The organism is Blautia intestinihominis, assembly GCF_040096655.1.
In the GTDB taxonomy this organism is placed as follows: domain Bacteria; phylum Bacillota; class Clostridia; order Lachnospirales; family Lachnospiraceae; genus Blautia_A; species Blautia_A intestinihominis.
Window position 1 is genome coordinate 1 of the sequence record NZ_JBBMEI010000122.1, and the last position, 5,728, is coordinate 5,728.

A 5,728-nucleotide genomic window follows, 5' to 3' on the forward strand; every position below is an offset into this window, starting at 1 on the left:
CCGCAACTGGTTGATGTAGATAACCTGCAGGCGGTACATTTTGGGAACATTGACCAGTGGCTTGAAGTGCGGGAATAAAAGTTTTTTCGGTGATACAGAAAAATCCTCCCATAATTAGAGAATGAGAAAATACAAAAAGAACCGATACAAGGTCTTTGCAGGACTGATATCGGTTCTTTTTGGCTAAGTCTGCCAAGCCCATTACCTTTAGGTGATGGGTAGTTGACTAAATATAGGTAATCATACAGTCGGAAAAATGGTTCTGTAACAAAAGACCGTTTTTCCGGCTTTTCATTTTATCAGTAGTGAGGCATTCACACCGTTTGAAAATCTGTAAGATCTGAGTCATTGGGGTATGTCATGACGGGTAATCAAATATATGACATAGATTCTACAATTGTAGAAAATGGGATTGACTTTCTAATTCTGCAGATGTAGAATTAGAGATGATTTCTACAAAAGTAGAAAAAAAAGGGAGAACACAAGCTGAGGCGCAGACTCACAGACCACTATGATTACGATGTGACCATGTGGGATTCACTTGTGATAAAAAAGTTGCTGCAGCGTATAAACTACATCAAATAGATACGGAGGATAAAATGTGCGGAATCTGTGGATTTACAGGTTACAGACAGGATCAGAAGACAGTAATTGAAAGGATGATGAAAGCCATTGAGCATAGGGGCCCGGATAGTGAGGGCTCTTTTTGCAGGGAGAAGATTACGCTGGGCTTTCGAAGACTTAGTATTATTGATTTAGAAGATGGGCAGCAGCCTATGGAAAGTGCGGACGGAAACCTTCATATTGTTTTTAATGGAGAAATCTATGATTATAAGGAACTGCGGGCAGAACTTGAGGCTTTCGGCATTTCTTTCTGTACCCATTCTGACACGGAGGTTCTGATAAATACTATTCAGCTGTATGGGGAGAAGGCACTGAATAAGCTCAGGGGAATGTTTGGGTTTGCTGTATGGAATGAACAGGAGCAGAGTTTGATGCTTGCAAGGGATTTCTTCGGAATTAAGCCTGTGTACTATGCCGAAATAGATGGACACTTTGTATTTGCTTCTGAAATTAAGAGTATCCTTGCATTTCCAGGCTATGAAAGGAAAGTAAATCAGAAGGCACTGGAGCAGTATTTGTCATTTCAATATTCCCCTCTGGAAGAAACTTTTTTCAGGGGGATTTATAAGCTTATGCCAGGTCATATGCTTTTATATAAAAACGGAAACTATGAGATAAAGACTTATTTCAAAACAAAGCTTGCACCAGTCCAATGGGACCGTAAGACGAATATGGAGCAGCTGCGGAATCAGCTTGCAGAGAATTTAAAAGATTCAGTGGAGCACCATATGTTAAGTGATGTGGAAGTCGGCGCGTTTTTATCCGGGGGAGTGGATTCCGGTTTTCTGGCTTCTTCCTCTGGCGCAGATCAGGCATTTACAGTGGGATTCGATGAGGGAGACCGATATAGTGAAGTAAACAAAGCTGCCAAAGTGGCAGAAAAAGCAGGTTTGAAACACCATGTGAAAATCATATCCAAGCAGGAATTCTGGGATGCCCTTCCAGATGTTATGTATCATATGGATGAGCCCCTTGGGGATGCTTCCGCCGTTGCACTCTATTTTCTCTCAAAAGAGGCTGCAGGTCATGTCAAGGTTGTTCTTTCCGGAGAAGGAGCAGACGAGCTTTTCGGTGGATATAATATTTACAGAGAACCGGAATCATTGAAAAAAATTGCCTGGATTCCATTTGGTGTCAGACGTGTAATTGGAAAACTGGCTGCAAAGCTGCCGGATGTGAAGGGACGGGATTTCCTTATCCGTGCAGGAATGAAAGTGGAAGAACGTTTCATCGGAAATGCATATATTTACCGTGAAAAAGAGAAAACGCAGATTTTGAAAAATAAAGTAACAGGACCTTCCACACAGGAATATTTAAGACCATTTTTTGAAGAACTTGAGTCAGAAAACAGAGGATCACTTCAAGACATGGAAAAAATGCAGTCTGTAGATCTGAGCTACTGGCTTCCTGGCGATATTTTGCAGAAAGCAGATAAAATGAGCATGGCACATTCATTGGAAGTCAGAGTACCATTTCTGGATAAAGAAGTTTTTGACTTTGCAGCAAAGCTTCCAAAAGAAGCCAAGATTGCAGCGGGTACAACCAAATATATTTTCCGTAAAGCTGTTTCTCAATTCATACCACAGGAAACCGATGAACGTAAGAAACTTGGTTTTCCAATTCCAATCCGTGTGTGGCTGCGGCAGGATGACTGGTATCAGATGGTAAAGGAGTTATTTACCTCGAAAGAAGCAGAAGAGTTTTTTCATACAGATAAGCTTCTTTTACTTCTGAAAGAGCACAAAGAGAAAAAGGCAGATAACAGCCGTAAAATCTGGACAGTTTTGACATTCCTTATCTGGTATGATAGATTTTTTGCTACATGTTCGAAGTGAGAGAGTTGGTTATGAGACGGTAAAAATATAAATATACGAAAAATTCGTTGACAATGGTATTTGGGGCTTTTATGATAAAACTCTATTTGTTTGTATAGAAACTTTCGGATTATTGGAGGAAGAGTTTAAGGAGTATGTGGGTGGAAATCTGAAAGATTTTACGGTTTTGGATGCTTTCGACTCATTGTTCTTAAATGGAAAGGCAAATCAGGAAGCGCAGAATCCATCTAAATATCTTTTGTACCAGGATCCAATGGCTGGTACTTTTGATCGGGAGGTGGTGGAGAGCGGCGTTGGCACAGGTGCCTACTATGAGAAATTAAAGAAGATGATGGAAATCTGCCAGGAGAATTCCCCGGAATATGTTACTCTATTTGCCTATTATGAAAAGCTGGCAGCAGTGCTGACCGATAAGGCAGATCTTGGTGTCCATATAAAAATATTTTAGATAAGAACCAGAAACCGGCTTTAAAAGAAATCTGTGAAAAAGAAATTCCGGAAATCGTAGATAATTTAGAAAAAATGAAAATTTTCAGAGAAGACCTGTGGATGTCAGAAGCAAAGCCCTTTGGTTATGAACTGATGGATGTGAAACTTGGATCTGTGATTACCAGACTTAACAGTACCATCCGGAGAATCAAAAAGTATCTGGATGGAAGCATCCCATGTCTGGAGAAACTGGAAGAAACGCGACTTCCATACTTTGAGAAAAATGCGGACAAACGTGAAAATCACTGGAGTCAGATTACTAGTGGAAGTGATCTGATTGATACCATCTGATTTTTGAAAATTTAAAAAGATGCTTGCTTTTCAAGGTGTATAATGTTATGATTATACAAATGTTTTTTAGAAATTAAACATAAGAAATCCGAAGAAAGTAGGGGCTTTGGCATAATATCCTGCCGAGGATTGTAATATTAGCAGAGTTCGTTCCTTTTGGAGGGATGGCTCTGCTTTTTTTTGATTACGAAGGAAGGGTATGGAGTGATTGAAAAACTTACAACGGACAGCTATTTAGAATGTCTGATAAAAACTATGGTTTTTACGGCTACCATTTTTATAGAACTAGTGTGTGGATTTAGCATGACAGATATAAAACCATTTTATATTACGATATTATTGCAGGCAATTAACAATATGTATGATGCTGGGTGTTCGATTGCAAAGAAAAAACAGGTATTTCAAGTGAATTTATTGCAGGGAATTACGTTTTTGCTTGCATTGATTGATTTGATTTCAGCAGTTTGCTTCCTTGGAAATCCACAATTGCAATCTGTGGCATCTAGGAAAGGAGTTATATTACTATCCTGTATATTTGTTGGATTTATTCTTTTGTTACTTTACAGAGAAATATTTGTTCATCTTAGCATAATTTACAGAAGAGAAAAATATAGTGCAGGTAGTAGTGTAAGAAATGTGATTGAACCAAAAGACCTTGGGATGCAGTCCGATTGTGACGATGCATGCAACTGGGATGATAAGGAGAATAATTATGATTGAAGCTGTAGCAGTACTTCTTTTTTTTATAGTTGCAGGAACTCTATGGGGGATAGTAGAAACTTTTAAATATAGGAAAAATTTTTCAAGAGACTGTGAAAACGGACAAATCTCCACTATTAAAGCGTACCGAATAAAGCGACGTGGATCCTGGCGGATTTTTGGTGACCGTATTCTAGATGAAAAATCGTTTCTGGTAATGAGGGAAAAGGAGTCAAAGTTAAAAATTCATTAATTCAATAGCGGGGTATTTTAAATGGCTGAACAAAATGTTTTTAATCTAATGCAAAACGATGAGATTGGACTGTTGTGGAAAAAGATATATCAATTACATCAAAAAACCAAAATTTATCTACTTACAGCCGAAGAAATATCAGAAAATGGGGATGCATTGATTCAGCCATTAAAAGAGCACCGGGATGCATATGATCATATTGTAAGGATTTTTGCTAGCACAACTAAAAAAGTGCCGGAAGGATACGATTACTATTCTTATATCAAAGGAAATCTTGAGAAAGCATATGGACATGAATATCGTGCTTTTTTTGATACGGCAGACTGGCTTGCATACAATCTGCGGCATAATTTGAGAGAGCGCATAAATGCGATTCCATATAATAAAAGAAATCAATTAATCCCAAATTGCAAAGAAACAATCAAATTATTGAACCAATACCCATTTGAAATTTCTAATCTACGAAATGACAAGGATATAGTAAAAGAGTCTGACTCGGATGAGACAATAAAAGAATATGAAAATTTGCTTAGGCAATTAATAAAGTTATATAAAGAAATTGATTCAATTTGATGTTGCTACTAAAACAATTAATAGACTGATTGATCGTCGAAAGGTATCTGTTTGTCCATATCAGTGATATGTTACTCCATAAGGAGAGTTCAGGAATATGTAGAATATTACACTTGCTAAAAAATCTGAGTGCAGAAGCGGCAGACCTTTTTTACAAGTGTAATACGGTTTTACTTTCAAGAGTGACTCAACGACTTGAATAATTGTGCGTCGCATTCTCGTTATTTCAGTGATGAGTTAGACGTGCAAATCTTTTCTAAAAAATACAAATAGAGGGAGTTTTATTTAGAAAAATTATATATGTCTTTTTGACTATCTTTTTATATCTTCCTAAATGTCCGCAAAGCCTTATTTTATCGGCTCTACGGGCATTTTGCTTTTGTGGTAAACCTCGCATATCTAGGTCTATCTTCTTATATTTTCCCTGTCAATCGTGGTTAAAATCGTGGTAAATACTTCTATGCGATTAGACGCTGAACCTCTGATTTTGCGGTATCTATGGACGCATGAGCGTACCAGTTCATTGTGATACTAATGTTTGAATGTCCCATGATATACTGTAAATCTTTTGGGTTCATGTTCTTGCTTGCCAGTTTTGTGCAGAATGTATGGCGTAGCGTATGCGGTGTGATATGTGGCAAGGGATTGTCCTTGTGGTGCTTGTTATATTTCTTTACCATACGGACAAATAAGGCGTTGTAATCAATCGCAACTTTGGGCTTGCCTTTATGATTGACAAATAAGAAATTGCTCTGTCCGTCTATCACAAATGGTTCTGCCTTTGGGCGTTTCTTCATAACTCGTTGAAATGCCTGTATTGTTTCTCTACTTAATGGCACTTGTCTTATTCCGCTTTTCGTCTTAGGCGTTTCAATATAATAGCCCTGTTCCTTGCTCTTTAGTAACTGGTGGTCGATAATTACAACTTCATTCTTGAAATCAATATCAGCTACTGTCAGTCCGC

Annotated in this window: 8 protein-coding genes and 1 other annotated feature; of the genes, 6 read left to right on the forward strand and 2 right to left on the reverse strand. The window is 38.0% G+C overall.

Going from position 1 to position 5,728, the window contains the following annotated elements; genetic code table 11:
* Positions 1-196 (reverse strand): hypothetical protein (locus WMO75_RS18600; RefSeq protein ID WP_349078716.1); only part of this gene is annotated, 196 nt, incomplete at its 3' end.
* A gap of 403 nt (positions 197-599) precedes the next feature.
* On the opposite strand from WMO75_RS18600, the gene asnB reads away from it, so the two are divergent.
* From asnB to WMO75_RS18630, 6 genes are all read left to right on the forward strand, one after another.
* On the forward strand, positions 600-2,459 hold the full coding sequence (asnB, locus tag WMO75_RS18605) for an asparagine synthase (glutamine-hydrolyzing) (protein WP_349078719.1): 1,860 nt from the start codon (positions 600-602) through the stop codon (positions 2,457-2,459).
* Positions 2,460-2,595: 136 nt separating this feature from the next.
* Entirely contained in the window at positions 2,596-2,907 is a 312-nt protein-coding gene (locus WMO75_RS18610; protein WP_118699628.1) for a hypothetical protein, read from the forward strand.
* A gap of 53 nt (positions 2,908-2,960) precedes the next feature.
* On the forward strand, positions 2,961-3,239 hold the full coding sequence (locus WMO75_RS18615; RefSeq protein ID WP_270425729.1) for a hypothetical protein: 279 nt from the start codon (positions 2,961-2,963) through the stop codon (positions 3,237-3,239).
* A gap of 70 nt (positions 3,240-3,309) precedes the next feature.
* Positions 3,310-3,430, forward strand: a sequence feature (ribosomal protein L10 leader region).
* Between the two features lie 13 nt (positions 3,431-3,443).
* Complete coding sequence (locus tag WMO75_RS18620; protein ID WP_117996891.1) at positions 3,444-3,959, forward strand: hypothetical protein; 516 nt, start codon at positions 3,444-3,446, stop codon at positions 3,957-3,959.
* Positions 3,952-4,191, forward strand: coding sequence for a hypothetical protein (locus tag WMO75_RS18625; protein WP_055065705.1), 240 nt, complete (start codon positions 3,952-3,954; stop codon positions 4,189-4,191). Before WMO75_RS18620 ends, WMO75_RS18625 begins: the two co-directional genes overlap by 8 nt.
* Before the next feature lie 21 nt (positions 4,192-4,212).
* Positions 4,213-4,764 carry a hypothetical protein gene (locus tag WMO75_RS18630; protein ID WP_022387878.1) on the forward strand — a complete coding sequence of 184 codons (552 nt, stop codon included), beginning with the start codon at positions 4,213-4,215 and terminating at the stop codon, positions 4,762-4,764.
* Between the two features lie 458 nt (positions 4,765-5,222).
* Here WMO75_RS18630 and WMO75_RS18635 read toward each other — a convergent pair.
* Positions 5,223-5,728 (reverse strand): site-specific integrase (locus tag WMO75_RS18635; RefSeq protein WP_349078720.1); only part of this gene is annotated, 506 nt, incomplete at its 5' end.

Excerpts from the sequence above, each read along its gene's own strand:
- asnB (WP_349078719.1), top strand. The coding sequence starts at position 600 with ATGTGCGGAATCTGTGGATTTACAGGTTACAGACAGGATCAGAAGACA.
- WMO75_RS18625 (WP_055065705.1), top strand. The coding sequence starts at position 3,952 with ATGATTGAAGCTGTAGCAGTACTTCTTTTTTTTATAGTTGCAGGAACT.
- WMO75_RS18630 (WP_022387878.1), top strand. The coding sequence starts at position 4,213 with ATGGCTGAACAAAATGTTTTTAATCTAATGCAAAACGATGAGATTGGA.